We start from the raw sequence: 25,554 nt of genomic DNA, 5'->3' as shown, positions 1-25,554 counted from the left end.
GAAGACAGGAAGACCCCATGAACGGATACCTGGACCTCAATCGCGCCAACTGGGATGACCGCGCCCCCCTGCACGCCGCCTCGGCGGACTACCAGGTGGAGCGCTTCGTCAGAGACCCCGGCCACCTCTCCGACGTGGTGCGCTTCGACCAGCCGCGCCTCGGCGACATCGTCGGCCTGCGCGGCGTGCACCTGCAGTGCCATATCGGCACCGACACCCTTTCCCTGGCGCGCCTCGGCGCCCGCATGACCGGCCTCGACTTCTCCCCCATGTCCCTCGAACAGGCCCGCGAACTGGCACGGCGCTGCGATGCCCCGCTGGAGTTCGTCGAGGCCGAGGTCTGCTCCGCCGACAGCGTGCTGCCCCGTGCCAGCTTCGACTTCGTCTACACCGGCATCGGCGCCCTCTGCTGGCTGCCCAGCATCCGCGACTGGGCGCGTACCGTTGCAGCCTTGCTCAAGCCTGGCGGCTGGCTGTTCATCCGCGACGGGCACCCCATGTTGTGGACCGTGAACGAGGAGCGTACCGACGGCCTGGTGATCGAATACCCCTACTTCGAACGCCCCGAACCGATGATCTGGGACGACGCCAGCAGCTACGTCGAAACCGACCGCCCCCTCACCGCCACCCGTACCCACGAGTGGAACCACGGCCTCGGCGAGATCATCACCGCACTGTTGGAGAACGGCATGACCCTCACCGGGCTGGAAGAACACCGCAGCCTGCCCTGGGAGGCCCTGCCAGGGCGCATGCACCGCGTCAGCGGCGGCGAATGGCGCCTCAGCGAAGCCCCCGACCGCCTGCCCCTCAGCTACACCCTCCAGGCCGTCAAGCGCGGCTGAGCCTGCCTCGGGAGCCCTCCGGGGCTCCGCCTTTCTCCTTGACCGTTCATCCGCTGCGGCGAAACGGCCGCTTGCCGGCACGTTTGCGCTGTAGCTAAATACCCCTATGGGTATATTGGCGAGCGAGAACGCTGCGCCTGATGGTCAACGAGGAGACCCCATGCACATCGACTGGATGGCCTTCACCCCCGGCTCCGCCTTGGCCGGTGGCGTGCTGATCGGCCTGGCGGCGGGCGCCTTCGCCGCCTTCAACGGGCGCATCGCCGGCATCAGCGGCCTGCTGGGCGCGCTGCTGCAAACGGGCAGCGAGGGGCGGGGCGAGAAGGCCCTGTTCCTCCTCGGCCTGCTGCTCGCCCCCTTGCTCTGGGGCCTGCTGGGCCAGTGGCCGCAACCGCAGTTCCAGACGGGCGCCCTTGGCCTGGTGGCGGCCGGCCTGCTGGTGGGAGTGGGCACGCGCTATGGCGCCGGCTGCACCAGTGGCCACGGCGTCTGCGGCCTGTCGCGGCTGTCGCCGCGCTCCCTGGTGGCAGTGGCCTGCTTCATGGCCAGCGGCTTTGCCAGCGTCTTCGTCATCCGCCATGTGCTGGGGGCCTGAGATGAACCGCCTCAGCGCATTCCTCGCCGGCCTGGTGTTCGGCCTCGGCCTGCTGCTGGCCGGCATGGCCGACCCGGCCAAGGTACTCGGCTTCCTCGACCTGGCCGGCGCCTGGGACCCGTCCCTGGCCTTGGTGATGGCCGGTGCCATCGGCGCCGCCCTGCTGCCCATGACCTGGGCCCGGCGGCAGGACCGCTCGCTGCTGGGCGAGCCCATGCGCCTGCCCGAGCGCCGCGACCTCGACCGCCGCCTGATCGGCGGCAGCCTGCTGTTCGGCATCGGCTGGGGCATCGCCGGCATCTGCCCCGGCCCGGCAGTGGCGCTGCTGCTGACCGGCCACTGGCAGGTGCTGTTGTTCGTTGCCGCCATGCTCGCCGGCATGGCGCTGTTCACCGCGCTGGATCGCCCGCGCGGCCACTGAAGGAGACCCGCCATGACCCCCAACATTGGAACCCTCGACCGCACCCTGCGCCTCGTCGCTGGCCTGCTGCTGATCGCCCTCGCGGTGTTCGGCGTGATCGGCACCTGGGGGTATATCGGCATCGTCCCGCTGCTCACCGGGCTGTTCCGTTTCTGCCCGGCCTACCCGCTGCTGGGCATCAACACCTGCACGCGCCGCTGAGCGTTTGCGTCCTTTCACCACCGCCGCTAAGGATCGCTGCTGCGACGCGGCCAAGGAGTTCGTCATGCGTTACCCCCTGTTCGCCGCCTGCCTGGGGCTGTGCGCCAGCGCCCAGGCCGAGAGCCTCGACGCCCGCATTGCCGAAGGTGCCGCGCTGATCCCGGCGTTCCAGAAGCACCTGCTGGAGACCGTCCAGGGCGCCATGCGCCAGGGCGGCCCGGCCCAGGCCGTGACGGCCTGCCAGACCCTCGCCCCCGGCATCGCCGAGGCCCACGGGCAGGACGGCTGGCGCGTCGGCCGCACCGCCCTCAAGGTGCGCAACCCGGCCAACGTCCCGGACGCCTGGGAGCGCCAGGTACTGGAGGACTTCGCCCGCCGCGCCCAGGCCGGTGAACCCCTGGCCGGCATGCAGCGCGCCGAGGTGGTCGATGGTGAAGTGCGGGTGATGAAGCCCATCGCCACCGGCGTGCCCTGCCTCGCTTGCCACGGCACCCAGGTCGAGCCGAAGCTGGCCCGCCTGATCCGCGAGCGCTACCCCGACGACCAGGCCACCGGCTTCCGTGAAGGCGAGCTGCGTGGCGCCTTCACCCTGCGCCGCCCCGTCGCCGACGAAGGTTGACCCGCCCGCTCCGTGCCCCGCCCCGATGGGCTTCGCACAGCGCAGCCCATCCCACGGCCGCTCCGTGCCCCCGTAGGATGCGGTGAGCTCGGCGAACCGCATCGCCCCACGCCGCCCCCGCCCCGATGGGCTTCGCACAGCGCAGCCCATCCCACGGCCGCTCCGTGCCTCACCCGCAGGATGCGGTGAGCTACGCGAACCGCATCAAACGCGCCTACACCGCCGCCCCAACCCCGCGCCGTTGCCGAGTTTTTTCATGGGCAGCGAGCATATTTTTAATAATTTTCCTGGCCTGGAAGCTGGCGCACCATCTGCCCGACCCGAACGAAAGCCAGACCGCACAGACGGTCGAGCCGGGGTGCAGCGTGCGTGATTCCAGCCTCCAACGGCCTCGTGCCCGCCTGCCCGGTTCATCCCTCTGCGCCTTGTCCATCGTTCTCCGCCGGCCCTGAGCGGCCTGCAATTCCAAGAGCCGAAAACCGCCCAGCAGAAGGACACCGACCATGACCGTTGGACAGACTGAAATCGACACCCTGATCGTCGGCGCGGGCCAGGCCGGCATCGCCATGAGCGAGCACCTGACCCGGCTCGGCGTGCCCCACCTGGTGCTGGAGCGCGACCGCATCACCGAACGCTGGCGCTCCCAGCGCTGGGATTCCCTGGTGGCCAACGGCCCGGTCTGGCACGACCGTTTCCCCGGCATGGAATTCGAGGGCATGTCCCCCGACGCCTTCGCCACCAAGGAGCAGGTGGCGGACTACTTCGAAGCCTACGTGCAGCGCTTCGAAGTGCCGGTGCGCACCGGCGTCGAAGTCACCCGCGTGGTGCGTAATGCCGGCCAGCCGGGGTTCCGCGTGGAGACCTCCGACGGCGTGATCCAGGCCCGTCATGTCGTCGCCGCCACCGGCCCCTTCCAGCGCCCGGTGATCCCCGCCATCGCCCCGCGCAGCGAGACCCTGGTGCAACTGCACTCCGCCGACTACCGCAACCCCGGCCAACTGCCCGCAGGCGCCGTGCTGGTGGTGGGCGCCGGCTCTTCCGGCGTGCAGATCGCCGATGAGCTGCAGCGCGCCGGCAAGCAGGTCTACCTCTCCGTCGGCGCCCACGACCGACCGCCGCGCAGCTACCGTGGCCGCGACTTCTGCTGGTGGCTGGGGGTGCTCGGCGAGTGGGACCAGCAGGCCATGAAGCCCGGCCGCGAACACGTCACCATCGCCGTCAGCGGCGCCCGGGGCGGCCACACCGTGGACTTCCGCGCCCTCGCCGAACAGGGCATCACCCTGGTGGGGCTGACCCAGGCCTTCGACGGCGGCACCGTCCGCTTCGCCAGCGACCTGGCCGACAACCTCGCCCGGGGCGACGAGAACTACCTGGCCCTGCTGGACGCCGCCGATGCCTACATCGAGCGCAACGGCCTGGACCTGCCGACCGAGCCCGAAGCCCGCCGCATGCGCCCCGACCCGGCCTGCGTGCGCGAGCCGATCCTCGAACTGGACCTGGCCGCCGCCGGCATCGGCGCCATCATCTGGGCCACTGGCTTCGCCACCGACTACAGCTGGCTGCAGGTGGACGCCTTCGACGCCCAGGGCAAGCCCCGCCACCAGCGCGGCGTGTCCAGCGAACCGGGGGTCTACTTCCTCGGCCTGCCTTGGCTGTCGCGCCGGGGTTCCTCGTTCATCTGGGGCGTCTGGCACGATGCCAAGCACGTGGCCGACCAGATCGCCACCCAGCGCAAGTACCTCGCCTACCACGACGCCGCCCAGCGCCGTCAGGGCTGAGCCCCGAACCCGACGCCAAGGACACCGCCATGCCGACCCATACCCGCATCCGCATGTTCAACACCCGCGACACCTACCCCAACCAGACCCTGGACAACGACCTCTGCCAGGCCGTCCGCGCCGGCAACACCGTCTACGTGCGCGGCCAGGTGGGCACCGATTTCGACGGCAACCTGGTGGGCCTGGGCGACCCCCGGGCCCAGGCCGAGCAGGCCATGAAGAACGTCAAGCAACTGCTCGAAGAGGCCGGCAGCGACCTCTCCCACATCGTCAAGACCACCACCTACCTGATCGACCCGCGCTACCGCGAGCCGGTCTACCAGGAGGTGGGCAAGTGGCTCAAGGGCGTGTTCCCCATCTCCACCGGCCTGGTGGTCTCGGCCCTCGGCCAGCCCCAGTGGCTGATGGAGATCGACGTGATCGCCGTGATCCCCGATGACTGGCAGGCCACCCGCTAAGGAGCTCCCATGACCTTTTCCATCGTCGGCCGTTGCGCGGAAACCGGGCAACTGGGCATCGCCATCAGTTCCTCCAGCATCGCCGTCGGCGCGCGCTGCCCCTGGGTGCGTGCCGGGGTGGGGGCGGTGGCCACGCAGAACGTCACCCTGCCGGCCCTGGGGCCGCAGATCCTCGACCTGCTGGACGCCCAGCACCTCACGCCCCAGGCCGCCCTCGACCGGGCCCTGGGCGCCAACGGCTGGAGCCAGTACCGCCAGGTGACGGTCATCGACGGCCAGGGCCGCACCGCGCTGTTCAGCGGCAGCGAAGCCCTCGGCCTGCACAATGCCGTGGCCGGCGAGCAGTGCGTGGCCGCCGGCAACCTGCTGTCCGACCCGGCGGTGATCGACGCCATGGTGCGCGCCTTCGAAACCTCCGAAGGGCAACTGGCCGAGCGCCTGCTCGGCGCCATGCAGGCGGCCATGGCCGCCGGGGGCGAAGCCGGCCCGGTGCACTCGGCAGCGCTCAAGGTGATGGGCGACCTCACCTGGCCCCTCGTCGACCTGCGGGTGGACTGGGCCGAGCACGACCCCATCGGCGTGCTCGCCGGGCTCTGGCAGGCCTATGCCCCGCAGCAGCAGGACTACATCACCCGCGCCCTGGACCCGACGGCGGCGCCCAGCTACGGAGTGCCCGGGGATGAGTGACGCCACCAGCCTCGACCTGCTGGAGCGGCTGGTGGCGTTCCCCACCGTCAGCCGCGACTCCAACCTGGCGCTGATCGGCTTCATCCGTGACTACCTCGCCGGCCAGGGCGTGACCAGCGAGCTGTTCCTCAATGCCGAGGGCACCAAGGCCAACCTCTTCGCCACCCTCGGCCCCACCGACCGGGGCGGGGTGGTGCTGTCCGGGCACACCGACGTGGTCCCGGTGGACGGCCAGGCCTGGACCCGCGACCCGTTCCGCCTCAGCGAAAGCGAGGGCCGCCTCTACGGGCGCGGCACCGCCGACATGAAGGGCTTCATCGCCTCGGTGCTGGCCGCCGTCCCGGCCTTCCTCGCCCAGCCGCTGCGCCTGCCGGTGCACCTGGCGTTCTCCTACGACGAGGAAGTGGGCTGCCTGGGCGTGCGTTCTATGCTCGACGCCCTCGCCCAGCGGCCCAACCGGCCGCGCCTGTGCCTGATCGGCGAGCCCACCGAACTGCGCCCGGTGCTCGGCCACAAGGGCAAGCTGGCCATGCGCTGCCAGGTGCACGGCGCCGCCTGCCATTCCGCCTACGCGCCGCAGGGGGTGAATGCCATCGAATACGCCGCGCGGCTGATCGGCCACCTCGGCGAGATCGGCGAAGAGCTGGCCCGCCCCGAGCACCACGACCCGCGTTTCGACCCGCCGTATACCACCGTGCAGACCGGGCTGATCGAGGGCGGCCGGGCGTTGAACATCGTCCCCGCCGAATGCCGCTTCGACTTCGAGGTGCGCGCCCTGCCGGGCTTCGACGCCCAGCAGGTGGCGACGCGCCTGGACCGTTACGCCCAGACCGAGCTGGTGCCGCGCATGCAGGCCGTGCAGCCGGGCACCGGCATCCGCTTCGAGCCCCTGGGCAGCTACCCGGGCCTGGCCACCGACGCCGCCAGCGAAGCGGCCGAACTGGTGGCGCTGATCAGCGGCTCGCGGGACTTCGGCACCGTGGCCTTCGGCACCGAAGGCGGGCTGTTCCACGAGGCCGGCATCCCCACCGTGGTCTGCGGCCCCGGCAGCATGGACCAGGGCCACAAGCCCGACGAATTCGTCACCCTCGCCCAACTGGAAGCCTGCGACACCATGCTGCTGCGCCTGGCCGAGCACCTGTGGGCCTGAACCACCGCGCCCTCAGTGCCCGCCCTTCCAGGGCTGGCCGAGGGACACCGGGGCGAACAGGCGGGTGCGCAGCGCATCGCGGGAGAGCAGCACCAGCACCAGGATGGTCGCCACGTAGGGCAGCATCGCCAGCAGGTTGGCCGGGATGGCGAGCCCCACGCCCTGGGCCACCAGGTGCAGGATGCTGGCCAGGCCGAACAGGTAGGCGCCCAGCAGCACGCGGAACACCCGCCAACTGGCGAACACCACCAGCGCCAGGGCGATCCAGCCGCGCCCGGCGGTCATGTTCTCCGCCCACATCGGCGTGTACGCCAGGGACAGGTAGGCCCCGGCCATGCCCGCCATCGCCCCGCCGAACAACACCGCCAGGGTGCGCACCCGCAGCACCGGCAGGCCCATCGCGCTGGCCGCGTCGGGGTTCTCGCCCACCGCCTGCAGCACCAGACCGATGCGGCTCTTCAGCAGGGCCCAGGCGATCAGCGCGAACAGCACGAAGGACAGGTAGACCATCAGGTCCTGGCTGAACAGCACCTTGCCCAGCACCGGCAGCGCACTCAGCAGCGGGATCGCCAGCGGCTCGAAGCCTGCCAGCGGCTTGCCCACCCAGGCCGCGCCGACGAAGGACGACAGGCCGATGCCGAAGATGGTCAGCGCCAGCCCAGTGGCCACCTGGTTGGCGTTGCAGCCCAGCGCCACCAGGGCGAACAGCGCCGCCAGCAGCACCCCGGCGGCCATCGCCGCGAGCACCCCGAGCCAGAGGCTGCCGGTGCCGATGGCGGCGATGAAGCCCACCACCGCGCCGAACAGCATCATTCCCTCCTGGCCGAGGTTGAGCACACCGCTCTTTTCACACACCAGCTCGCCCAGGGCCACCAGCAGCAGCGGCGTGCCGCAGCGGACCATGGCGAAGAGGATGTTGGTCAGCAGATCGAGATCCATGGGTCAGAAGCCTCGGGCGGCGAGCCGCGCGTCAGGAAGAGAGGAGAGGGTCATGCCAGGGCTCCGCGTGCGCGGGCCGTCGTGCGCAGCGTCCAGCGGGCCGTCAGGCGCGGGCGGTAGAGGATCAGCAGGTCGCAGGCGAGCAGGAAGAACAGCATCATTCCCTGGAACAGCTGGGTGAGGGACTGCGGCAGGTTCAGGGCCATCTGCGCGTTCTCGCCACCCAGATAGAGCAGCGCCATCAGCAGGCCGGCGGCGAGGATGCCGAACGGGTTCAGGCGACCGAGGAAGGCCACGGTAATGGCCGCGTAGCCGTAGCCAGGCGACACCTGCGGCACCAACTGGCCGATGGGCCCGGTGACCTCGCCGACCCCGGCCAGGCCCGCCAGGCCGCCGCTGAGCAGCAGCACCAGCCACACCAGGCGCCGCTCGCGGAAGCCGACGAAGCCGGCCGCGCGCCTGTCCAGGCCCAGCACCTTGATCTGGAAGCCAAGGAAGCTCCTGTGCAGCAGCACCCACACCGCCACCAGCGCCAGCAGGGCGAAGTACAGGCCGATGTGCAGGCGCAGGTCCTCGAACACCGGCGGCAGGCGGGTGGCGTCGCCGAACATGGCCGACTCGGGGAAGTTGAAGCCGCCCGGGTCCTTCAGCGGCCCGTGCACCGCATACAGCAGCAGGTTCAGCGCCACGTAGTTGAGCATGATGGTGGTGAGGATCTCGTTGGCGTTGAAGCGCGTGCGCAGCCAGGCCGCCAGCGCGCCCCAGACGGCCCCGGCGAGGGTGCCGGCGGCCAGCACCAGCACCAGCGCCCAGCGGCTTTCCCAATCGATGACGTGGACCGCCAGCGCGCTGCCGGCCAGGGCGCCGACCAGCAACTGGCCCTCGGCGCCGATGTTCCACACACGCGCCTGGTAGGCCACGGCCAGGCCCAGGGCGCAGAGCAGGATGGGCAGCGCCTTCACCAGCAGCTCGGAGACGCCGTAGAGGTCGCTCACCGGGGCGATCAGCAGGGTGTGCAGGGTTTCCAGCGGGTCCTTGCCCAGGGCCAGGAACAGCAGCGAGCCGCAGGCCAGTGTCAGCAGGCCGGCCAGCACCGGGGAGAGCACCAGCATCGCGCGCGAGGGCTGGGTGCGGGGAACGAGGGATAACAGCATGGGGGCTCCGGGTCAGGCGGCTTGGGGCGAATCGAAGCGGCCGGCCATCCAGCGGCCGACCTCCTGGGCGGTGGTGTCTGGCACCGGCTTGAGCGCCGACAGCTCGCCGCTGCACAGCGCACCGATGCGGTCGCTGATCTGGAACAGCTCGTCCAGGTCCTCGGAGATCACCAGGATCGCCGCGCCGGCATCCCGCAGCGCGATCAGCGCGCGGTGGATGGCCGCCGCCGCGCCCACGTCCACGCCCCAGGTGGGGTGCGCGGCCACCAGCAGCCTGGGTTGCTGGAGGATCTCGCGGCCGAGGATGAACTTCTGCAGGTTGCCGCCGGAGAGGCTGCGGGCGGCGCTGTGGGCGTCCGGGGTCTTCACCGCGAAGCGGCGGATCACTTCCTCGGCGAAGGCCAGCACCCGGCCCCGGCGCACCAGGCCGTGGCGCAGCAGGCCCTGGCGCGAGGCGGTGAGCAGCGCGTTGTCCGCCAGGGACAGTTCCGGCACCGCGCCGTGCCCCAGGCGCTCGGCGGGCACGAAGGCCAGGCCCCGGGCGCGCCGCGCATCCGGCGGCAACTGGCCCACCGCCTGCCCGGCGAAACGCACCGCCGCCGCCTTGGCCGGCGGCAGCCGGGCCTCACCGGAGAGCAGCGCCAGCAGCTCGTCCTGGCCGTTGCCGGCCACCCCGGCGATGCCGACGATCTCGCCGCTGCGCACCTCCAGGCCGATGGCTTTCAGCGACACGCCGAACGGGTCGGGGTTGTGCCAGTCGAGGCCCTCCAGGTGCAGGAAGGGCGCGCCGCCGCTGACCTTGGGGTACTGCGCCACCAGCCCCTCGGCATCGCCCACCATCAGCCGCGCCAGTTCCAGGTCGCTGCACACGGCCGGGATGCACTGGCCGGAGACACGGCCACCGCGCAGCACCGTGGCGCTGTGGCAGAGCGCCCGCACCTCGGCCAGCTTGTGGCTGATGAAGAGGATGCTGCAGCCCTCGGCCGCCAGCCGGCGCAGGGTGACGAACAGCTCCTCGGCTTCCTGCGGGGTCAGCACCGAGGTGGGCTCATCGAGGATCAGCAGGCGGATGTCCTGCATCAGGCAGCGGACGATCTCCACCCGCTGGCGCTCGCCGATGGACAGCGCATGCACCAGCCGCCCCGGTTCCAGGGCCATGCCATAGCGCTGCGACACCTCGCGGATGCGCGCCTCCAGCTGCCTGGGCGTGCCCGCCTCGCGGCCCAGCGCCAGGGCGATGTTCTCGGCCACGGTGAGGGTCTCGAACAGCGAGAAGTGCTGGAACACCATGCCGATGCCCAGGGCGCGGGCCTGGGCCGGGTCGCGCACCCGCCGCGTCTCGCCCTGCCAGCGGATCTCGCCGGCATCGGGCTGCACCACGCCGTAGATGATCTTCATCAGTGTGCTCTTGCCGGCACCGTTCTCGCCCAGCAGGGCATGGATCTCCCCGGGGGCGATGGCCAGGTCGACGCGGTCGTTGGCCAGGCAGCCGGGGTAGCGCTTGGTGATGCCCAGGAGTTCCAGGCGGGGAGGGGAGGCGGTCATGGGGGCTTCACTCGATCAATCAGCTGGCCCTGCCAAAGCAAAAAGCTGGCCACCGGGTCAGAAAGCGCGCCGACCTTGAGGCGGCGTGACGACGGAGTGTCAGGGCCGCGCGGAGGTTGCACGCAAATGGGGCGTGGACGGTGGGCTGGCGCACCGTTGTGGCGGTTTTTCGATCAGGGCGGCGCAGGCCTTGGCGCAGCAGGGCCGGCGCAGTTATTCCCAAGGTTATCCACAGGTCTGTCCACGGTTATTGTGGGCGAGCACGGGGCACCTCGACGGGATGCTGGCGCGGTGCCTTATTCCCAAGCGAAATTAATCCATGCCTGTCAAGCCCTTGCGTGCGCCATTTGGGCGCAGGGCAGGGTGGTCGTTATTTGATCAGCCGGCGGCAGGCACCACGGCACATAGCCCGGCGCCACCTTTGCAAAGGTTATCCACAGGCTTGTCCCCGGCTTTTGTGGGCGGTTCCGGATCACCGGAAGCGGCAGGCGGCACCCGTAGCCTGGGCTTCAGCCCAGGGACTGGCTGGCGCAGGATTTCCAGGTTGAAGCTCAAGGCTCGGTGTGTGGAATCCCCGGACTGAAGTCCGGGCTACGGCCTATGCCACGGCGTTGCGGGTGGCACCCGTAGCCTGGGCTTCAGCCCAGGGATGGGCTGGCGAAGGATTTCCAGGTTGAAGCCCCCAGGGCCCGGAGTGTGGAATCCCCGGACTGAAGTCCGGGCTACGGCCTATGCCTCGGCGTTGCGGGTGGCACCCGTAGCCCGGGCTTCAGCCCAGGGATGGGCTGGCGAAGGGTTTTCAGGTTGAAGCTCAAGGCCCGGAGTGTGGAATCCCCGGACTGAAGTCCGGGCTACGGTCCGGGCCTCGGCGTTGCGGGTGGCACCCGTAGCCCGGGCTTCAGCCCGGGGGTGGGCTGGCGAAGGGTTATCAGGTTGAAGCCCAGGGCCTGGTGTGTGGAATCCCCGGACTGAAGTCCGGGCTACAGTCCGGGCCTCGGCGTTGCGGGTGGCACCTGTAGCCCGGGCTTCAGCCCGGGGTGGGCTGGCGAAGGTTTTTCAGGTTGAGGCCCAGGGCCTGGTGTGTGGAATCCCCGGACTGAAGTCCGGGCTACAGTCCGGGCTACGGTCTGCGCCACGGCGTTGCGGGTGGCACCCGTAGCCCGGGCTTCAGCCCGGGGCATGGCCGGCGAAGGCGCCCCGGGTTGAAACCCGAACCACGGGGCCGGGGAGGGCTCAGAAGCTGAGTTCGAGGTTGAGGGTCGGGGTGGAGGTGCGGCTGCCACGCCCGCCGTCCACGCCGAACTTGTTGTGCCAATACTCGTAGCCGACGCCGAACCACAGGTTGGGCTGCACCCGGTCGCCCGGGCGGGCGGCCACCATCAGGGCGGTGCGCATGAGGGTTTCCGGGGCGGTGTCGCGGTTGTTGTAGTCCTCGCCCTTCTCCCCGATGTGGTTGACGAAGCCCTGGAACTTGGCCGCGTGGTCGCCCACCTTGAACGGCCGCAGCCAGGTCAGGTTGAGGTTGTAGGTGCCGTCGAAGGTGAGGTTCTCGTGACGCACGCCGGGGATGCCGCTGTGGTTGCGCTCGCGGTAGTAGAGCAGGCTCAGGTCGAGCACACCGACGGTGTTGAACTTGAGGGTGGGGCCGAACACCAGGGCGCGCTTCTTCGCCGAGGCGCGGTTGTTGTTGCGGCTGGCGTCGAAGCCGGCGGTGAAGGCGTAGTCCTTGACCAGGCCGGTGCCCAGGGGCTGGTCGAACACCCGCGAGGCGAACAGTTGGTGGCGGTAAGTGGCGTAGACCTCGCTGCCGCCGTTGTCGGTGCCCTTGCGCGGGTCGCGGTTGTCGGAGAGGAACACGTCGAGGTTGAAGAAGTTGCTGCCGTACTGGTAGCCGCTGGCGTGGGTGAAGCTGTAGATGCGCTTGGCGAACTTGTCCGGGTTGTTGGGGTTGGTGAACTGCTGGCCGTAGCGGAAGCCCAGGCTGTTGTTCATCCATTCCAGTGCGCTGGCCTCCCCGGCCATGACGAAGGCCAGTGCCAACGACGCTCCCTGCAGTGCTTTTTTCATTGTTGTGGCTCCTGTGGAGTGGGTATCGACCGTTCGGTACGGACACCGAGCGACGCAGTATCGGCACAAGCCCGGTGTGCGCCAAAGAACAGTATTTCGCTCGGGCTGATGCCGGAACGGCAGCGCTGAATTGACCTGAAAGTCAGTATTTTCGCGGCCTCCAGCCCGGCGGGCGTTCCGCGCGCTCAAGGGCGCAGGCTGGCGTGAAGGGCAGAAGTCGAGCGGGTGGGCAGAGGGCATGGGCTGACGCCGAAAGCCGGCGCCGGCACCCGTTCGACGCGGTGCTGACCGGGGGCGGCTCAGAGGCGCGGTGGTTCCTCGCCCTCGCGGCGGGCGATCTCCTCGGCCATCAGCCGGGCGAAGGCGTCCACCGCCACCGGCAGGTGACGCCCGGCGCGCATGTACAGGCCGAGGTCGCTGTGCAGGCCGCCCTGGTCGGTCAGCGGCAGGTGCAGCAGCTCGCCGCTGGCGAGGTCGGCCTCCAGGCCGATGCGGGTCTGGAAGGCGATGCCCAGTCCGCGCCTGACCATCTGCCGGGCCAGCTCCAGGGAGCTGCTTTCCAGCACCGGCAGGCCCGGCTGGCGCAGGCGGCGGAACAGCGGGCCGATCTGGTGGTGCAGGGACAGCTCGCGTTTGGCGAGGATCAGCCGGTGTTCGGCACAGGCGGCGAAGGCCACCTCCTGGCTCCGGGCCAGGGGATGGCCGGCGGGGACGATGGCGCCCAGGCGGAAGTGCCCCAGGCACAACTGCTGCAGCTCGGCGCTGCGTTGCAGGCCGAAGGCCAGGCCCAGGTCGGCGTCGCCGCTGAGCACCGCCTCGGGGATGGCCTGGGAGCCCAGGGTGGTGACGCCCACGGTGATGCGCGGATGGCGCGTGTGCATGGCGTCGAGCACGCGGGGCAGCAGGTCGAGGGTGACGCCTTCGACGGTGGCGATCTCCACGTGGCCAGTGCTCAGGCCCTGCATGGCGTCCAGTTCCGAGCGCACCCGTTCCAGGTCCTGCAGCACCACGGTGACGTGGCGCGACAGGGTCTCGCCGGCCGGGGTCAGGCGCAGGCCGCCGGGCAGGCGTTCGAACAGCGGCGTGCCCAGCTCGTCCTCCAGCTTGAGGATCTGCCGGTTCACCGCCGACGAGGCGACGTTGAGGCGGCGCGCCGCCTCGCGGATGGAGTGGCAACGCCGGACCATGTCGAAGTAGAGGATGGCCGGGGAGTGGATGCGCAGGCGGCCGCTCACGGCGCCTCCTCCTCCACCGGTTGCAATTGGCTGCGGCCCCGGCTGAGGTCGGCCAGCACCTGCTGCAGGGCCGCCTGGCGTTCCGCCGGCAGGGCCAGCTCCAGCCAGGCGCCTTCGGCGTCGTAGGCCTCGTCTTCCAGCCGCGCCTGGTGCTCGGCCAGGCGCGCCTTGAACGGCGCCAGCTCGGCAAAGGCCACGTGCCCGCGCAGGCGCAGCAGCGCCAGCAGCTCGATGCGTTCGCCGCCCTGCAGGCACTTGGCGGCGCTGCCGCCGTAGGCCCGCGCCAGGCCGCCGGTGCCGAGCTGGATGCCGCCGTACCAGCGGATCACCAGCACCGCCACGCGGTCCATGTCCTGGCCCTCGATGGCGGCGAGCATCGGTCGCCCGGCGGTGCCGCCGGGTTCGCCGTCGTCGCTGAAGCGGTACTGCGCGCCCACCTTCCAGGCCCAGCAGTTGTGGCTGGCGGCGGGGTCGCTGTGGGTGGCGATGAAGGCCTGGGCCTCTGCCGCGCTGGTGACCGGCGCGGCGAGGGCGATGAAGCGGCTCTTGCGGATGTCCTCGCGGTACTCGCAGGGCCCGGCCAGGGTGAAGGGCATCAGGCGCTGGCCGGCGGCGTCAGGCCGCAGCCCTTGAGGATGATGTGGGTGAGGGTCTGGGCGGCGACTTCGTAGTCGTCCTTGGTCAGGCGCTTGCGGCCGCTGACGCGGCAGATCTGCGAGCCGAAGTCGGCGTAGTGCTGGGTGCTGCCCCAGAGCAGGAAGATCAGGTGCATCGGGTCCACCGGGTCCAGCTTGCCGGCGGCCACCCAGGCCTCGAACACGGCGGCGCGCTCACGGAACCAGTCGCGGTAGTCCTGGTTGAAATACTTGTCGAGGCAGTTGCCGCCGCTGATCACTTCCATGGCGAAGATCTTCGAGGCCAGCGGGTAGCGGCGGGAGAACTCCAGCTTGGCGCGGATGTAGCGGGCCAGCGCTTCGGCCGGGTCGTCCTCGGCGGTGAGGGTGTTGAAGGTGCTGTCCCACAGCTCGAGGATGTTGCTCAGCACCGCCACGTAGAGCCCCAGCTTGTTGCTGAAGTAGTAGTGCAGGTTGGCCTTGGGCAGGTCGGCGCGCAGTGCGATGGCGTTCATGCTGGTGCCTTTGAAACCGTGCTTGGCGAACTCCTCCTCGGCGGCGGCGAGGATGATCTCTTCGTTCTTCTGGCGGATGCGGCCGGCAGGTTTGCCGGTGGCGGCGGGGCTGTGGGCGGGAACCAGGACAGTCATGGTGTTTCCAGGGAGTTCAGGGGCGGGCGAATGCACTGATACCGCAAGCGCGGGCCCGCCGACAAGCCGCACGGCGGGATCGGTGCCGGTTTTGTCGCTGCTGCACCGGCCGGCGTGGCGGGCGTCCATGGGGCCCGGCGGTGATGCACGGCCCAGGGCTCAGTCGCAGCCCTTCAGGCGGTTGCAGGAGAGCCGTATGCGGTCACCGGCAGAGGTGGAGAGGCGGTTCAGCACGTTCCAGCCCATGCGCCGGCCGAAGCCGAACCACACGGTGCCGTCGCTGCTGATGCCGCTGAGCAGCAGCAGACGGCCGAAACGTGTGCTGGTCTGCGCCCAGCCGAGGCCGGTGAGGCCATCGTGGCCGCGCAGGTAGAGGTCATCGCCCTGGATGGCCATGCCATAGAAGCCGCCCTGGCCATCGTTGCAGTGCATCAGGGTGGCGCTGCGGGTGCAGTGGGGGAGGGGGCCCAGGGGGATGGGGAGGGCGGCTTGGGACAGGGTCGGCAGCAGGAAGAGGGGGAGGCTGGTCAGGAAGGCGAGGCGCGGGATGTTCATGACTGTTGATCAAGCCGTCTTCGGTGGGGGTTGCCGGGTTGTCATGGAGCCTGGCCGATGCGCCAGTTCCGCTGAATCACTCCAGACAGGGCATCGGCGCAGCGGGTGCTCACGATGCGCTTTCATGGCTATTGAAAATCATTCTCGACAAGTTCAGGATGAGTAACTTTATAACATTTGCATCGGAGGCTCCATGAAACCCGGCATTCATCCCGACTACCGGCCTGTGCTGTTCCACGACACCTCGGCCAATGCGTTCTTCCTCATCGGTTCCACCGTGGAAACCGACCGCACCTATGTGCACAGCGATGGCCAGACGTACCCCTACGTGGCGCTGGACGTGTCCAGCGCGTCGCACCCGGTCTACACCGGCCAGCAGCGCCAGGTGGCGGCGGAGGGGCGCATTGCCCACTTCAACAAGCGCTTCGCCCGTTTCGGTGGGCGTGGCAATCAGGGCTGAGACGCGGTTGCCTCGTGCGCCTGGGCCAGTTGGCCCAGGCGTTCGCGGCAGAAGTCCACGAACAGTTGGGCCGGCTTGGTCAACTGGGCGCGCTTGAGGCGCGCGGCCACCAGGCCGGAGGTGGCCACCGGTTCGGTGATGTCCACGCACACCACCCGCTGGCCGTCGTAGGTGCATGCCGAATGGGGGCGGGTGACCAGCAGGGAGAAGCCGAAGCCCTGGCCCACCATGCCGCGCACCATCTCGATGGAAGGCGAGCTGAAGACGATGTTGGGCGTCAGCCCCAGCTCGTGGAACAGGCTGACGAAATAGGTGCGGCTCGGCTGCACGTCCAGCAGGATCATCGGCTCCAGGCTCAGGTCGCGCAGCGACACCTGGGCCTGGCAGGCGAAGCGGTGGTGCTCCGGCAGCAGCGCGTAGGGCTTCTGCGGCGCCATCAGCGGCTCGGTGGCGATGGTGCTGTCCAGCTCGTGGTCGTAGAGGAGGGCCAGGTCGAAGGTGCCGGCGGTGAGCCCCTGCACCAGTTCCTGCTGCTCGCCATCGCGGATGCGGATGTCCACCCCCGGGTACAGCGCGCGGAACCCCGCGATCAGTTGCGGCAGGTAGAGCGGCGCCACCGTCTCGAAGCAGCCGATGTCGATCTGCCCGGCGACGATGTCGTTGTCCGCCAGGGCGTTCTGCTCGAATTCCCGCGCCACCCGCAGCAGCTCCAGGGCCTTCTCGTAGAAGCGCGAGCCGCTGGGTGTCAGCGACACGCCCTGGGCGTGGTGGCGGATGAACAGTTGCACGCCGAAGCTCTCCTCCAGCCCCTTGATGGCCGTGGAGATGGACGGCTGGGCGATGTAGAGCTTGCGTGACGCCTCGGCCACGCTGCCGGACTCCACCGTGGTCACGAAGTACCTCAGTTGCCGCAGGGTGTAGGTCGCCATGTGACTCCTCCTCGTTTTCAACAGCCCGATCTCGACGGCCCGTGTCACCTGGGCCGGCCGCGTCTCGCCGGTGGAGCGGAAGGCCAGCACCATACCCCAGGCCGCAGCGGGTGGGCCGATCGGCTGGTGAGCTTTTTCATGGCCAGCGAGCATATTTTTAATAATTTTCCTCATGCCCCCGCTGGCGCACCATCTGCCCCGACCCGAACGACAACCAGACCGCGAAGACGGTCGACAGGGGGTGCAGCGTGTACGACCTCGGTTATTGGCAGCAGCGAGCGGCCCGGCAATCCATCATCGACAAGGCCCTGATCGGCGGCCGCCTGGTGAGTGCCGCTTCCGGCGCCACCTTCGATTCCATCAACCCCGCGACCAACCAGTTGCTGGCCCGCGTCGCCGCCTGCGACACGGCGGACGTCGACCTCGCCGTGCGCAGCGCCCGCCAGGCCTTCGAGCACGGCCCCTGGGCGCGCATGGCGCCGGCCGAGCGCAAGAAGGTCCTGCTGCGCCTCGCCGAGCTGATGCTGGCCCACCGCGAGGAGCTGGCCCTGCTGGACTCGCTGGACATGGGCAAGCCGGTGATGGACGCCTACAGCATCGACGTGCCCGGCGCCGCCAACGTCTTCGCCTGGTACGCCGAATCCCTCGACAAACTCTACGACCAGGTGGCGCCCACCGCGCCCACCGCCCTGGCCACCATCACCCGCGAAGCGCTGGGCGTGGTCGCCGCCGTGGTGCCCTGGAACTTCCCCCTCGACATGGCCGCCTGGAAGCTGGCCCCGGCCCTGGCCGCCGGCAACAGCGTGGTGCTCAAGCCTGCTGAACAGTCCCCCGCCTCGGCCCTGCGCCTGGGCGAGCTGGCCCTGGAGGCGGGCATTCCCGAAGGCGTGCTGAACGTGGTGCCCGGCCTCGGCGAGCAGGCCGGCCGCGCCCTGGGCCTGCACCCGGACGTGGACTGCCTGGTGTTCACCGGCTCCACCCAGGTGGGCAAGTACTTCATGGGCTATTCGGCCCAGTCCAACCTCAAGCAGGTCTGGCTGGAGTGCGGCGGCAAGAGCCCCAACCTGGTGTTCGACGACTGCCGCGACCTCGACCTCGCCGCCGAGAAGGCCGCCTTCGGCATCTTCTTCAACCAGGGCGAAGTGTGCTCGGCCAACTCGCGCCTCTACGTGCAGCGCAGCATCCGCGACGCATTCATCGAACGCCTGCTGGCCAAGGCCCGCGACTGGATGCCCGGCGACCCGCTGGACCCGGCCAGCCGCGCCGGCGCCATCGTCGACAGCAGCCAGACCCGTCGCATCCTGGGCTTCATCGAACAGGCCCAGGGCCAGGGCGCCCGGCTGCTCGCCGGCGGCCGCCAACTGACCTTCAACGGCTCCAGCAACTTCATCGAACCGACCCTGTTCGCCGACGTCGCCCCCGACACCGTCCTCGCCCGCGAGGAAGTCTTCGGCCCGGTGCTGGCCATCAGCACCTTCGACCATGAAGACGACGCCATCCGCCTGGCCAACGACAGCGTCTACGGCCTCGCCGCCTCGGTCTGGAGCGACGACCTGCACCGCGCCCACCGCGTGGCCCGCGCCCTCAAGGCCGGCACCGTGTCGGTGAACACCGTCGACGCCCTCGACGTCAGCGTGCCCTTCGGCGGCGGCCGCCAGTCCGGCTTCGGCCGCGACCTGTCGCTGCACGCCTTCGACAAGTACTGCCAGCTGAAGACCACCTGGTTCCAGCTGCGCCCCGGCCCCGCGTAGGCCCCGCCCGCGCGGGGACCAAGGTCGCCCCAGACGACCGGCCCCGATCCACCCCGCGTTCGCGCGGGGTCATGACTGCCTCCGTAACTGACAACAACCCAACAAGCAGTGAGGGAGTTTCCATGCGCATGTCCTTGCGTCGTACCGCTTTTGCCCTGAGCGCCCTGGCCGGCCTCAGCGGTTCCGTGCTGGCCGCCCCGGCCAGCCTCACCGTCATCTCCTTCGGCGGCGCCACCAAGGCCGCCCAGGACGCGGCCTACTTCCGCCCCTTCGAAGCCAGCGGCGCCGCGCGCGTGGTGGCCGGCGAATACAACGGCGAACTGTCCAGGGTGAAGGCCATGGTCGACATCGGCCAGGTCACCTGGGACGTGGTCGAAGTGGAGTCCCCCGAACTGCTGCGCGGCTGCGAGGAAGGCCTGTTCGAGCGCCTCGACCCGGCGGTGATCGGCGATCCCGGCCAGTACATCCCCAACACCGTCAGCGAGTGCGGCGTGGCCAGCTACGTCTGGTCCATGGTGCTGGCCTACGACGCCAGCCGGCTGAGCAGCGCCCCCACCTCCTGGGCCGACTTCTGGGACCTGCAGCGCTTCCCCGGCAAGCGCGGCCTGCGCAAGGGCGCCAAGTACACCCTGGAAGCCGCACTGCTGGCCGACGGCGTCAAGCCCGCCGACCTCTACCGCGTGCTGGAGACCCCCGAAGGCGTCGCCCGCGCCTTCCGCAAGCTCGACCAGATCAAGCCCAGCATCCAGTGGTGGGAAGCCGGCGCCCAGCCGCCGCAGTGGCTGGTGGCCGGCGACGTGGTGATGTCCGCTGCCTACAACGGGCGCATCGCCGCCGCCCAGCAGGAAGGCTCCGCGCTTGCCATCGTCTGGGCCGGCAACCTCTACGACCCGGACCACTGGGCCATCGTCCGTGGCAGCCCGAACAAGGCCGCCGCCGAGCGCTTCATCGCCTTCGCCAGCCAGGCACCGAACCAGCAGGCGTTCTCCACCCGCATCCCCTACGGCCCGGTGAACAAGGCCGCCCTGGATGCCCTGCCGGAGGCCACCCGCGCCCAGTTGCCCACCGCCCCGGCCAACCTGGCCGACGCCCAACTGGTCAGCGCCGAGTTCTGGGTCAACCACGGCGAGGAGCTGGAGGAGCGCTTCAACGCCTGGGCCGCGCGCTGAGATCACAAGGGCGCGGCCGGCCCGCGCCCTGCATCACCGACCCGCCGGCCGGCGGGCGCATAACAACGACAAGATCGGAGGGTGTCATGAGTGCAAGTGTGTCCATACCCGTGCAGGGGCAGGAGGAAGTCGGCGGGTTCCGTCGGGTGCTGGGGCTCGGCGCGTTGCTCGCCGTGGCCATCGGCCTGGTGGTGTCCCAGGGCGTGATGGTGCTGATGCTGCAGGGCGCCGGGCTCTCCGGCCTGGGCTTCCTGATACCGCTGGGGCTGGCCTGGCTGCTGGCGCTGAGCTACGCCTTCTCGTTCTCCGAACTGGCGCTGATGATCCCCCGCGCCGGCGGCCTGTCCAGCTACACCGAAGTGGCCCTGGGGCACTTCCCGGCCATCCTCGCCACCTTCTCCGGCTACGTGGTGGTGGCGATGTTCGCCCTCTCCGCCGAGCTGCTGCTGCTCGACCTGATCATCGGCAAGGTCTACCCCGGCGTGTTCCCGCCCTTCAGCGTCGCCTTCGGCGTGCTCGGCCTGTTCACCGTGCTCAACCTTCTGGGCATCGACATCTTCGCCAGGCTGCAGACCGCCCTGGCGGTGGTGATGGTCATCGTCCTGCTGGTGCTGGGCATCGCCGCGATCGCCAAGGGCGCCCCGGGCACCACCGCCAGCAGCGTGCTGCACGGTGACTGGAACCCCATGGGCGCCGGCGTGCTGACCCTCACCGCCCTGGCGGTGTGGGGCTTCGTCGGTGCCGAGTTCGTCTGCCCGCTGGTGGAGGAGACCAAGCGCCCCGAACGCAACATCCCGCGCTCGATGATCATCGGCCTCACCGTCATCTTCCTCACCATCGCCCTGTACTGCCTGGGCGCGCTGTTCATGCTGCCGGCCGAAGCGCTGACCACCGACGCCCTGCCGCACTACCTGTTCGCCACCACGGTGTTCGGCGAGTCCGGCGAGGTGTTCCTGGTGATCGCCGCCGTCACCGCCACCTGCAGCACCCTCAACACCTCGCTGGCGGCCATCCCGCGCATGCTCTACGGCATGGCCCAGAACGGCCAGGCGTTCCCGCAGTTCAAGCGGCTCAGCCCGCGTGCCCGCACCCCCTGGGTGGCGGTGCTGTTCGTCGCCGCCATCACCGGCCTGCCGATCCTCGCCATGGGCCAGGACGCCGCCTCCATCAACCTCCTGCTGCTGGCCGCCGCACTGGCCTGGCTGCTGGCGTACATCATCGTCCACCTCGACGTGATCGCCCTGCGCCGCCGCTACCCGGCCATCGCCCGGCCGTTCCGCACGCCGTTCTACCCGCTGCCGCAGCTGTTCGGCATCGGCGGCATGCTCTATGCCATCGCCTACGCCTCGCCGAGCCCGGACATGACCGGGAAGATCTTCGGCATCGCCGGCGTGGTGCTGGGCCTGGTGTCGCTGATCGCCGTGGCCTGGATCAAATGGGTGATGGGCAAGCCGCTGTTCCGCCCCGAGCCCCTGCCGGCGGCCCAGTGAGCCGTCCCGCACAACAAGAACCCGCAACGCCCCCGCAAGGGGAGAAAGGAGACACCGACATGAACGCCCCATTCCAGGCCCAACGTGACACCCGCGACTACCAGGCGGCTGACGCGGCCCACCACATCCACGCCTTCCTCGACCAGAAGGCGCTCAACGCCGAAGGGCCGCGCGTGATCGTCGGCGGCGACCGCCTGCACCTCTGGGACAACGACGGCAAGCGCTACCTGGATGGCATGTCCGGCCTGTGGTGCACCAACCTCGGCTACGGCCGCAAGGACCTCGCCGCCGCCGCCTCGCAGCAACTGGAGCAGTTGCCGTACTACAACATGTTCTTCCACACCACCCACCCGGCGGTGATCGAACTCTCCGAACTGCTCTTCAGCCTGCTGCCCGGCCACTACAGCCACGCCGTCTACACCAACTCCGGCTCCGAGGCCAACGAGGTGCTGATCCGCACCGTGCGCCGCTACTGGCAGATCCTCGGCAAGCCCGAGAAGCGCATCATGATCGGCCGCTGGAACGGCTACCACGGCTCCACCCTCGGCTCCACCGCCCTCGGCGGCATGAAGTTCATGCACGAAATGGGCGGCATGCTGCCGGACTTCGAACACATCGACGAACCCTACTGGTACGCCCAGGGCGGCGACCTCAGCCCCGAGGAATTCGGCCTGCGCGCCGCCCGCCAACTGGAAGAGAAGATCCTCGAACTGGGTGCCGACAAGGTCGCTGCCTTCGTCGCCGAACCCTTCCAGGGCGCCGGCGGCATGATCTTTCCGCCCGAGTCCTACTGGCCCGAGATCCAGCGCATCTGCCGGAAGTACGACGTGCTGCTGTGCGCCGACGAAGTGATCGGTGGCTTCGGCCGCACCGGCGAATGGTTCGCCCACCAGCACTTCGGCTTCCAGCCGGACACCCTCTCCATCGCCAAGGGCCTCACCAGCGGCTACATCCCCATGGGTGGCCTGGTGCTGAGCAAGCGCATGGCCGAAGTCCTGGTGGAGCGGGGCGGCGTTTTCGCCCACGGCCTGACCTACTCCGGCCACCCGGTGGCCGCCGCCGTGGCCATCGCCAACCTCAAGGCCCTGCGTGACGAAGGGGTGGTCCGCCAGGTCAAGGCCGACACCGGCCCCTACCTGCAGCAGTGCCTGCGCGAAGTATTCGGCAACCACCCGCTGGTGGGCGACATCCAGGGCACCGGCCTGGTCGCCGCCCTGCAGCTCGCCGAAGACAAGGCCACCCGCAAGCGCTTCGACAACGAGAACGACATCGCCTGGCGCTGCCGCACCCTCGGCTTCGAAGAAGGCGTCATCATCCGCTCCACCCTCGGCCGCATGATCATGGCCCCCGCCCTGGTGGCCACCCGCGCCGAACTGGACGAACTGGTGGACAAGACCCGCAAAGCCCTCGACCGCACCGCCCAGGAACTGGGCCGGCTCTGATGCCACCGCCCTGATGGGGCTGGTCCGCGCACCGCCACCCGGCGGTCGCACGGGCCAGCCGTCGGGCCCCAGCTCATTGAATGACCCGGCTGGCGGATACCTTCCGCTTACAGCCCCACCTACTCCACGTACCGACCTTCCATGCGGCGCCGGCAGCAGGCCTCCCCGCGCCTGGAGACATGGCATGACCGATTCGAGCAAACCGCTGGATACCCTGGAGTCCAGCACCATCCAACCCATCCCCGAGAACCAGCGCCATGGTAGTGCCGGCAGCCTGTTCACCCTATGGTTCGGCTGCAACCTCATCCTGCTGACCGTGGTGACTGGCGGGCTGGCCGTGACCGTGTTCGGGCTGCCGTTCTTTTCCGCCGTGGCGGCCCTGGTGATCGGCACCTTCATCGGTGGGGTGTTCATGGCCCTGCATGCCGCCCAGGGCCCGCAACTGGGCATCCCGCAGATGGTCCAGACTCGCAGCCAGTTCGGCTCCTTCGGCTCGCTGCTGGTGGTCGGCCTGATGGTGGTGATGTACCTGGGCTTCTTCGCCTCCAACCTGGTGCTGGGCGGCCAGTCGCTGAGCAGTCGCTTCCCGCTGGTCTCCCCCAGCCAGGGCATACTCCTGATCGGCATCATCAGCCTCACCGCCGCTGCCTTCGGCTACCGCCTGATCCATGCCTACACGGGGTTGATGAGCGTCATCTCCGGCAGCGTGCTGGTGCTGGCCTTCGGTTGGATCCTGTTCGTCCACGGCTTGCCGGACGACTTCCTGCAGCGCAACCAGACCAGCCCCGCAGGCTTCCTCGGCACCCTGTCCATTGCCGCCCTCTGGCAACTGGCCTATGCCCCCTACGTGTCCGACTACTCGCGCTACCTCCCGGCCGACACCGGACCGCGTCGTGCCTTCTGGGCCAGCTACCTCGGCTGCTGCCTGGGCACCCTGCTGCCGATGCTGATGGGGGTGGTGGTCGGCCTGAGCATCGAAGGCACCGACCTGGTGGCCGGCCTGGTCACCATGACCGGTGGGCTGAGCACCCTGCTGGTGGCGGTGCTGTCCATCGGTATTGCTGCCACCAACTCGCTCAATCTCTATTGCGGCGCCTTGTCCACCATCACCGTCGGGCAGACCCTGGTGCCGCGCTGGTCCGCCGGGGCTGGCGCGCGGGTGGTGATCGCCAGCCTGCTGTTCAGCCTGGCTCTGGGCATCGCCCTGTTCGGGCAGGACGATTTTCTCGGCCACTACACCAGCTTCATCCTGCTGCTGCTCTACGTGCTGGTGCCCTGGAGCGCGATCAATCTGGTGGATTACTACCTGATCGCCCATGGCCGCTATGACATGCCGTCCTTCTTCCGCCGCGATGGCGGAGTCTATGGCCGCTTCAACTGGGTCGCGGTGAACTGCTACGTACTGGGCATTCTGATCCAGGTGCCGTTCATGTCCAGCGGGCTCTACACCGGCCCTGCCGCCGATGCCATGGGCGGTGCCGACATTGCCTGGCTGGTGGGCCTGGCCGTGGTTTCGCCGGTCTACTACCTGTTCAGCCGGCGCAGCGGTGCCTTGCGGCTGCAACCCGCCGCCCGTGATGGAGGTGCCCAATGAGCCGTCGCACCGGTTTCTTCTTCGATGAACACTGCTTCTGGCACGCTGCCGGCCTGCATGCCCTGGTGCTGCCGTTCGGGGGCTGGCTGCAACCACCGAGCAGCGCCGGCCATGCCGAATCACCCGAGAGCAAACGGCGCTTGAAAAGCCTGATGGACGTGTCCGGCCTCAGCCAGCGCCTGCGCCTGAGCAGTGCCCCCATGGCCGCCGAGGAGGACCTGTTGCGGGTCCATCCGGCCGATTACCTGCAGCGTTTCAAGGCCATGAGCGATGCCGGCCACGGTGAATTGGGCGAAGAGGCCCAGGTGGGGCCGGGCACCTACGAGATCGCCCGGTTGTCCGCCGGCCTGGCCGTCGCCGCTGTCGATGCCGTGCTGCGCGGCGAACTGGATAACGCCTACGCCCTGTCGCGCCCGCCGGGGCACCATTGCCTGCCGGACCGTGGGCTGGGCTTCTGCTACCTGGCCAACATTGCCATCGCCGTGGAAACCGCCCGCGCCCGCCACGGCGTGAAACGGGTCGCGGTACTGGACTGGGACGTGCACCACGGCAACGGCACCCAGACCATCTTCTACGAACGCGACGACGTTCTGACCCTTTCCATCCACCAGGAAAACTGCTTCCCGCTCGGGCAGGGCCACCCCGACGAACGTGGCCAGGGCCGTGGCCTGGGCTACAACCTGAACATCCCGCTGCTACCGGGATCGGGTGACGACGCCTACCGCTATGCCATGGAGCGCCTCATCCTCCCGGCGCTGGAGCGTTTCCGCCCGGAGCTGATCGTGGTGGCCTGCGGCCTTGATGCCAACGGCGTCGACCCGCTGGCGAGGATGCTGCTGCACAGCGAATCCTTCCGCAGCCTGACCACCCTGGTCCGTGACGCGGCCGATCGGTTGTGCAACGGGCGCTTGGTGATGGTTCACGAAGGCGGGTATGCCGAAGCCTACGTACCGTTCTGCGGGCATGCGGTGATCGAAGTGCTGGCCGGCGTGCGCACCGCCGTCAGCGACCCCTTCCTGCCGATGCTCGAAGGGCAGCAACCCAGCGCCGAAGCCCGAGCGTTCCAGCGCCAGTGCATCGACCGCCTGGCCACCCGGTTCGAGCTGGATGTTTAGAACCGTAGGATGGGCTTCGCCATGCAAAGCCCATCACGCCCAGGCAGTGGTTTACAGGCGAAGCGCCGCAGCGTGGCCAGCGACCAACTCCAGG

General features: G+C 69.4%; 25 protein-coding genes. 16 read left to right on the top strand and 9 right to left on the bottom strand.

Annotated features, from left to right (window positions below):
• Positions 1-17: 17 nt before the first annotated feature.
• The 9 genes from A9G05_RS21380 to argE all read left to right on the top strand — a co-directional run bounded on the left by A9G05_RS21380 (position 18) and on the right by argE (position 6,751).
• Entirely contained in the window at positions 18-842 is an 825-nt protein-coding gene (locus tag A9G05_RS21380) for a bifunctional 2-polyprenyl-6-hydroxyphenol methylase/3-demethylubiquinol 3-O-methyltransferase UbiG (RefSeq protein WP_069562865.1), read from the top strand.
• A 160-nt stretch (positions 843-1,002) separates the two neighbouring features.
• Positions 1,003-1,437 carry a YeeE/YedE family protein gene (locus A9G05_RS21375; protein WP_069562864.1) on the top strand — a complete coding sequence of 145 codons (435 nt, stop codon included), beginning with the start codon at positions 1,003-1,005 and terminating at the stop codon, positions 1,435-1,437.
• A gap of 1 nt (position 1,438) precedes the next feature.
• Complete coding sequence (locus tag A9G05_RS21370) at positions 1,439-1,858, top strand: YeeE/YedE family protein (protein WP_069562863.1); 420 nt, start codon at positions 1,439-1,441, stop codon at positions 1,856-1,858.
• Positions 1,859-1,870: 12 nt separating this feature from the next.
• A complete protein-coding gene (locus A9G05_RS21365) occupies positions 1,871-2,059 on the top strand; it encodes a DUF2892 domain-containing protein (RefSeq protein ID WP_069562862.1) in 189 nt (62 codons plus the stop codon).
• Between the two features lie 64 nt (positions 2,060-2,123).
• Positions 2,124-2,678 (top strand): DUF3365 domain-containing protein, encoded by a 555-nt coding sequence (locus tag A9G05_RS21360; protein WP_069562861.1) that lies wholly within the window; start codon positions 2,124-2,126, stop codon positions 2,676-2,678.
• 503 nt (positions 2,679-3,181) lie between these two features.
• Entirely contained in the window at positions 3,182-4,456 is a 1,275-nt protein-coding gene (locus A9G05_RS21355; RefSeq protein WP_069562860.1) for an NAD(P)/FAD-dependent oxidoreductase, read from the top strand.
• A gap of 29 nt (positions 4,457-4,485) precedes the next feature.
• Complete coding sequence (locus A9G05_RS21350; protein ID WP_044412869.1) at positions 4,486-4,914, top strand: RidA family protein; 429 nt, start codon at positions 4,486-4,488, stop codon at positions 4,912-4,914.
• 9 nt (positions 4,915-4,923) lie between these two features.
• Complete coding sequence (locus tag A9G05_RS21345) at positions 4,924-5,601, top strand: DUF1028 domain-containing protein (RefSeq protein ID WP_069562859.1); 678 nt, start codon at positions 4,924-4,926, stop codon at positions 5,599-5,601.
• Positions 5,594-6,751: an acetylornithine deacetylase gene (gene argE, locus A9G05_RS21340; RefSeq protein WP_069562858.1), complete on the top strand. Its 1,158-nt coding sequence runs from the start codon at positions 5,594-5,596 to the stop codon at positions 6,749-6,751. Before A9G05_RS21345 ends, argE begins: the two co-directional genes overlap by 8 nt.
• Before the next feature lie 12 nt (positions 6,752-6,763).
• Here argE and A9G05_RS21335 read toward each other — a convergent pair whose 3' ends face one another.
• From A9G05_RS21335 to A9G05_RS21300, 8 genes are all read right to left on the bottom strand, one after another.
• On the bottom strand, positions 6,764-7,690 hold the full coding sequence (locus A9G05_RS21335; protein WP_069562857.1) for an ABC transporter permease: 927 nt from the start codon (positions 7,688-7,690) through the stop codon (positions 6,764-6,766).
• Between the two features lie 50 nt (positions 7,691-7,740).
• Positions 7,741-8,844: an ABC transporter permease gene (locus A9G05_RS21330; protein ID WP_069562856.1), complete on the bottom strand. Its 1,104-nt coding sequence runs from the start codon at positions 8,842-8,844 to the stop codon at positions 7,741-7,743.
• 12 nt (positions 8,845-8,856) lie between these two features.
• Positions 8,857-10,389: an ABC transporter ATP-binding protein gene (locus A9G05_RS21325; RefSeq protein WP_069562855.1), complete on the bottom strand. Its 1,533-nt coding sequence runs from the start codon at positions 10,387-10,389 to the stop codon at positions 8,857-8,859.
• A gap of 1,233 nt (positions 10,390-11,622) precedes the next feature.
• Positions 11,623-12,456 (bottom strand): nucleoside-binding protein, encoded by an 834-nt coding sequence (locus tag A9G05_RS21320; RefSeq protein WP_069562854.1) that lies wholly within the window; start codon positions 12,454-12,456, stop codon positions 11,623-11,625.
• Positions 12,457-12,755: 299 nt separating this feature from the next.
• Positions 12,756-13,691 (bottom strand): LysR family transcriptional regulator, encoded by a 936-nt coding sequence (locus tag A9G05_RS21315; protein ID WP_069562853.1) that lies wholly within the window; start codon positions 13,689-13,691, stop codon positions 12,756-12,758.
• On the bottom strand, positions 13,688-14,287 hold the full coding sequence (locus A9G05_RS21310) for a YigZ family protein (RefSeq protein ID WP_069562852.1): 600 nt from the start codon (positions 14,285-14,287) through the stop codon (positions 13,688-13,690). The genes A9G05_RS21315 and A9G05_RS21310 overlap by 4 nt, the downstream gene beginning before the upstream one ends.
• Positions 14,287-14,955: a TetR/AcrR family transcriptional regulator gene (locus A9G05_RS21305; RefSeq protein WP_069562851.1), complete on the bottom strand. Its 669-nt coding sequence runs from the start codon at positions 14,953-14,955 to the stop codon at positions 14,287-14,289. The genes A9G05_RS21310 and A9G05_RS21305 overlap by 1 nt, the downstream gene beginning before the upstream one ends.
• A 159-nt stretch (positions 14,956-15,114) precedes the next feature.
• Complete coding sequence (locus A9G05_RS21300) at positions 15,115-15,510, bottom strand: hypothetical protein (RefSeq protein WP_069562850.1); 396 nt, start codon at positions 15,508-15,510, stop codon at positions 15,115-15,117.
• Positions 15,511-15,703: 193 nt separating this feature from the next.
• On the opposite strand from A9G05_RS21300, the gene A9G05_RS21295 reads away from it, so the two are divergent.
• Positions 15,704-15,970, top strand: a complete 267-nt coding sequence (locus A9G05_RS21295; protein ID WP_069562849.1) for a type B 50S ribosomal protein L31 — start codon at positions 15,704-15,706, stop codon at positions 15,968-15,970.
• On the opposite strand, the gene A9G05_RS21290 is transcribed toward A9G05_RS21295, so the two are convergent.
• On the bottom strand, positions 15,961-16,899 hold the full coding sequence (locus A9G05_RS21290; RefSeq protein WP_069562848.1) for a LysR family transcriptional regulator: 939 nt from the start codon (positions 16,897-16,899) through the stop codon (positions 15,961-15,963). The two genes, A9G05_RS21295 and A9G05_RS21290, sit on opposite strands and share 10 nt — an antisense overlap.
• Before the next feature lie 248 nt (positions 16,900-17,147).
• On the opposite strand from A9G05_RS21290, the gene A9G05_RS21285 reads away from it, so the two are divergent.
• The 6 genes from A9G05_RS21285 to A9G05_RS21260 all read left to right on the top strand — a co-directional run bounded on the left by A9G05_RS21285 (position 17,148) and on the right by A9G05_RS21260 (position 25,460).
• Complete coding sequence (locus tag A9G05_RS21285; protein ID WP_069562847.1) at positions 17,148-18,650, top strand: aldehyde dehydrogenase; 1,503 nt, start codon at positions 17,148-17,150, stop codon at positions 18,648-18,650.
• 122 nt (positions 18,651-18,772) lie between these two features.
• Positions 18,773-19,819, top strand: a complete 1,047-nt coding sequence (locus tag A9G05_RS21280; RefSeq protein ID WP_069562846.1) for an ABC transporter substrate-binding protein — start codon at positions 18,773-18,775, stop codon at positions 19,817-19,819.
• A gap of 86 nt (positions 19,820-19,905) precedes the next feature.
• The gene (locus A9G05_RS21275; protein ID WP_069562845.1) at positions 19,906-21,309 is read left to right on the top strand and encodes an APC family permease; all 1,404 of its coding nucleotides are present in this window, start codon (positions 19,906-19,908) and stop codon (positions 21,307-21,309) included.
• 59 nt (positions 21,310-21,368) lie between these two features.
• Positions 21,369-22,751, top strand: a complete 1,383-nt coding sequence (locus tag A9G05_RS21270; RefSeq protein WP_069562844.1) for an aspartate aminotransferase family protein — start codon at positions 21,369-21,371, stop codon at positions 22,749-22,751.
• A gap of 184 nt (positions 22,752-22,935) precedes the next feature.
• Positions 22,936-24,345: a cytosine permease gene (locus A9G05_RS21265; protein WP_069562843.1), complete on the top strand. Its 1,410-nt coding sequence runs from the start codon at positions 22,936-22,938 to the stop codon at positions 24,343-24,345.
• Complete coding sequence (locus A9G05_RS21260; RefSeq protein WP_069562842.1) at positions 24,342-25,460, top strand: class II histone deacetylase; 1,119 nt, start codon at positions 24,342-24,344, stop codon at positions 25,458-25,460. The genes A9G05_RS21265 and A9G05_RS21260 overlap by 4 nt, the downstream gene beginning before the upstream one ends.
• The last annotated feature ends 94 nt before the right edge of the window (positions 25,461-25,554 follow it).

This window comes from Pseudomonas sp. ENNP23, assembly GCF_001728945.1.
GTDB classification, from domain to species: Bacteria; Pseudomonadota; Gammaproteobacteria; order Pseudomonadales; family Pseudomonadaceae; genus Metapseudomonas; species Metapseudomonas otitidis.
Note: the sequence above shows the minus strand (reverse complement) of the source record. Positions and strands in the feature narration are given on the sequence as shown.

Excerpts from the sequence above, each read along its gene's own strand:
- A9G05_RS21380 (WP_069562865.1), top strand. The coding sequence starts at position 18 with ATGAACGGATACCTGGACCTCAATCGCGCCAACTGGGATGACCGCGCC.
- A9G05_RS21375 (WP_069562864.1), top strand. The coding sequence starts at position 1,003 with ATGCACATCGACTGGATGGCCTTCACCCCCGGCTCCGCCTTGGCCGGT.
- A9G05_RS21370 (WP_069562863.1), top strand. The coding sequence starts at position 1,439 with ATGAACCGCCTCAGCGCATTCCTCGCCGGCCTGGTGTTCGGCCTCGGC.
- A9G05_RS21365 (WP_069562862.1), top strand. The coding sequence starts at position 1,871 with ATGACCCCCAACATTGGAACCCTCGACCGCACCCTGCGCCTCGTCGCT.
- A9G05_RS21360 (WP_069562861.1), top strand. The coding sequence starts at position 2,124 with ATGCGTTACCCCCTGTTCGCCGCCTGCCTGGGGCTGTGCGCCAGCGCC.
- A9G05_RS21355 (WP_069562860.1), top strand. The coding sequence starts at position 3,182 with ATGACCGTTGGACAGACTGAAATCGACACCCTGATCGTCGGCGCGGGC.
- A9G05_RS21350 (WP_044412869.1), top strand. The coding sequence starts at position 4,486 with ATGCCGACCCATACCCGCATCCGCATGTTCAACACCCGCGACACCTAC.
- A9G05_RS21345 (WP_069562859.1), top strand. The coding sequence starts at position 4,924 with ATGACCTTTTCCATCGTCGGCCGTTGCGCGGAAACCGGGCAACTGGGC.
- argE (WP_069562858.1), top strand. The coding sequence starts at position 5,594 with ATGAGTGACGCCACCAGCCTCGACCTGCTGGAGCGGCTGGTGGCGTTC.
- A9G05_RS21335 (WP_069562857.1), bottom strand. The coding sequence starts at position 7,690 with ATGGATCTCGATCTGCTGACCAACATCCTCTTCGCCATGGTCCGCTGC.
- A9G05_RS21330 (WP_069562856.1), bottom strand. The coding sequence starts at position 8,844 with ATGCTGTTATCCCTCGTTCCCCGCACCCAGCCCTCGCGCGCGATGCTG.
- A9G05_RS21325 (WP_069562855.1), bottom strand. The coding sequence starts at position 10,389 with ATGACCGCCTCCCCTCCCCGCCTGGAACTCCTGGGCATCACCAAGCGC.
- A9G05_RS21320 (WP_069562854.1), bottom strand. The coding sequence starts at position 12,456 with ATGAAAAAAGCACTGCAGGGAGCGTCGTTGGCACTGGCCTTCGTCATG.
- A9G05_RS21310 (WP_069562852.1), bottom strand. The coding sequence starts at position 14,287 with ATGCCCTTCACCCTGGCCGGGCCCTGCGAGTACCGCGAGGACATCCGC.
- A9G05_RS21305 (WP_069562851.1), bottom strand. The coding sequence starts at position 14,955 with ATGACTGTCCTGGTTCCCGCCCACAGCCCCGCCGCCACCGGCAAACCT.
- A9G05_RS21300 (WP_069562850.1), bottom strand. The coding sequence starts at position 15,510 with ATGAACATCCCGCGCCTCGCCTTCCTGACCAGCCTCCCCCTCTTCCTG.
- A9G05_RS21295 (WP_069562849.1), top strand. The coding sequence starts at position 15,704 with ATGAAACCCGGCATTCATCCCGACTACCGGCCTGTGCTGTTCCACGAC.
- A9G05_RS21290 (WP_069562848.1), bottom strand. The coding sequence starts at position 16,899 with ATGGCGACCTACACCCTGCGGCAACTGAGGTACTTCGTGACCACGGTG.
- A9G05_RS21280 (WP_069562846.1), top strand. The coding sequence starts at position 18,773 with ATGCGCATGTCCTTGCGTCGTACCGCTTTTGCCCTGAGCGCCCTGGCC.
- A9G05_RS21275 (WP_069562845.1), top strand. The coding sequence starts at position 19,906 with ATGAGTGCAAGTGTGTCCATACCCGTGCAGGGGCAGGAGGAAGTCGGC.
- A9G05_RS21270 (WP_069562844.1), top strand. The coding sequence starts at position 21,369 with ATGAACGCCCCATTCCAGGCCCAACGTGACACCCGCGACTACCAGGCG.
- A9G05_RS21265 (WP_069562843.1), top strand. The coding sequence starts at position 22,936 with ATGACCGATTCGAGCAAACCGCTGGATACCCTGGAGTCCAGCACCATC.
- A9G05_RS21260 (WP_069562842.1), top strand. The coding sequence starts at position 24,342 with ATGAGCCGTCGCACCGGTTTCTTCTTCGATGAACACTGCTTCTGGCAC.